The organism is Treponema sp. R8-4-B8 (assembly GCF_054786175.1).
Genome location: NZ_BDHE01000072.1, coordinates 1 through 1,901, shown reverse-complemented (window position 1 = coordinate 1,901; position 1,901 = coordinate 1). Strand labels below are relative to the sequence as shown.

At 34.2% G+C, this 1,901-nt stretch carries 3 protein-coding genes; all 3 read left to right on the top strand.

Annotation, left to right across the window (positions count from 1 at the left end; genetic code table 11):
• Positions 1–784: PPC domain-containing protein (locus ACYVRA_RS06285; protein WP_461251894.1), on the top strand; the 784-nt coding region annotated here is incomplete at its 5' end.
• Positions 785–828: 44 nt separating this feature from the next.
• Positions 829–1,299 carry a hypothetical protein gene (locus ACYVRA_RS06280; protein ID WP_461251893.1) on the top strand — a complete coding sequence of 157 codons (471 nt, stop codon included), beginning with the start codon at positions 829–831 and terminating at the stop codon, positions 1,297–1,299.
• Between the two features lie 243 nt (positions 1,300–1,542).
• Positions 1,543–1,899, top strand: coding sequence for an acyl-ACP thioesterase domain-containing protein (locus ACYVRA_RS06275; RefSeq protein WP_461251892.1), 357 nt, complete (start codon positions 1,543–1,545; stop codon positions 1,897–1,899).
• Positions 1,900–1,901 lie beyond the last annotated feature (2 nt).

The following is a 1,901-nucleotide window of genomic DNA, read 5'->3' as shown; positions in this document are numbered from 1 at the left end:
TGTGCAATCCAGTATAGAAAATAACAAAGAAGATAATAAACTTCTTTTGAATAGGCAAATAAAAGGGTTAATAGGATTTTTAAACAATAAAGATCTATCTAAAACAGCTTTAGATGAAGATTTTGAACTTATTTCCTATATGTCTACAACTATGATAAACGCAAATCCGGAGAAAGCGCTGCAAACTTTTTTAACAGATACAGGACAGGTAGGCGTTGTGCTTGTATTTTTAGATCCAATTCGTTATATTACATACTCTGCCGTCTATGATAAAATAATCAAGCCTTTGAAAGATAAAAGAACATTAAAAGTAGAATTGGCATTCGAGCCGGAAGAAAATAATTTCGGCGGATATACTGTTATGCTTCTTATCAACAATTTTATGTTTAAAACTGAATGGGTAAAGGAATACGGCACTTATCGCCTGAATGATTTTTATCAGGATAATGGAAAGTTAAATCATAAAAGAATCTATGCAACTCGTTTTCCTATTGGAAAAACTCTTAGGTATTCATTTATATCAAAAAGCGATGTAGCATGGTATCGTATTGATGTTCCAAAAGCGGGAAATTTAAAAGCCGAAACTACCGGAAACTTGGATACCAGGATAACGCTTTATGACAATGAAGGAAAGAAAATAATAGAAGATGACGATTCAGGAAGAAATCATAATGCCTTAATAAATACAAAAGTTGTTCCGGGAACATTTTTTCTTGAGATAAAACAATTCGCTGATAATAATACCAAAACCGGCGAATATGGTTTTACTGTCTCACTCGAATAATTTTCCAAATGCAGATAAAAATATTTTAAATAGGAGTAAAGAAAATGAAGAAAAAATCAACTGTTATTTTTCTGTTTTTTGTTTTTGCCATATTATCACCATGGCAAGGTTTTGCTCAAACAATTCCCGCCAGACTTGATGTTCCTGTATGGGTAAAAATGGGTATGAGCGTAGCGCAGGTACGTGGGCAAGTGCCTGGAAATGTTCTTATACCAAGACCGGATACTAAAGATCAATATGTTTATAAGACGGCGGCTGATGATATACATATACTTACAATTAGGTCAGAAAAAGGTCTTACAGCTTTTCAATATGGAATTGATTATAACGTAAAAACGGCGATTCAATTATTTACAAAAGTTTATGGTGAACCAATAGTACAAAATGATGAAAATGTTATTTGGTTACTTGTAGGGAATTCCAGAAAAATTATGTTTATAAAAATTTCAATAGATAATAGTAATTATAATTTTCTTAATACGCAATTCTTTTTTACTAATGAATTTGATGATTAAGGTAAATAGACCTATTGCATTTAATAATAAACTGCGAACCAACAGGAACAACGACCTGGATATGGACAAAAGTTCATGTTGGTTCGTGGTAATGCCCATACTATCCACTACTTACTATCCTTTTTCCCCTCTTCGTGATCTTCTCTTCCTTAGTGTTCTTTGTCTGAACTCTTTCCGAACGATCCAACATCTTTCTGTTGATAAATCCCAATCATTTCTATAAAATTGACAAAAGGGAAAAATATGAATTGTGATCCGGCTAATCCCAAAGGTACCGGGATTGTTGACGTTTGGCAGGAATCTGCGCCGGTACGCTTTGGCGCGATAGATAAATCAGACAGGCTTACTCTTGACGCTGTATTTAATTTTTTTCAGGAAGCGGCAATTTGCCACGCTGAAAATTTGGGAGTAGGGCGCGAGGACATGGCAAGGACAGGCCAGGTATGGATAATACATCAACACTTGACAAGATTTTTTTGGAAACAGGCTCCTTGTCGAGTTCACCAGTCTTTCAATTTTATTGTAAAATTCATTCATACGGGTGATGACAAAACGTTGATTTACATAATCGACAGGTTCTCTGAAAAACGAAAAAATTGAAG

Excerpts from the sequence above, each read along its gene's own strand:
- ACYVRA_RS06280 (WP_461251893.1), top strand. The coding sequence starts at position 829 with ATGAAGAAAAAATCAACTGTTATTTTTCTGTTTTTTGTTTTTGCCATA.
- ACYVRA_RS06275 (WP_461251892.1), top strand. The coding sequence starts at position 1,543 with ATGAATTGTGATCCGGCTAATCCCAAAGGTACCGGGATTGTTGACGTT.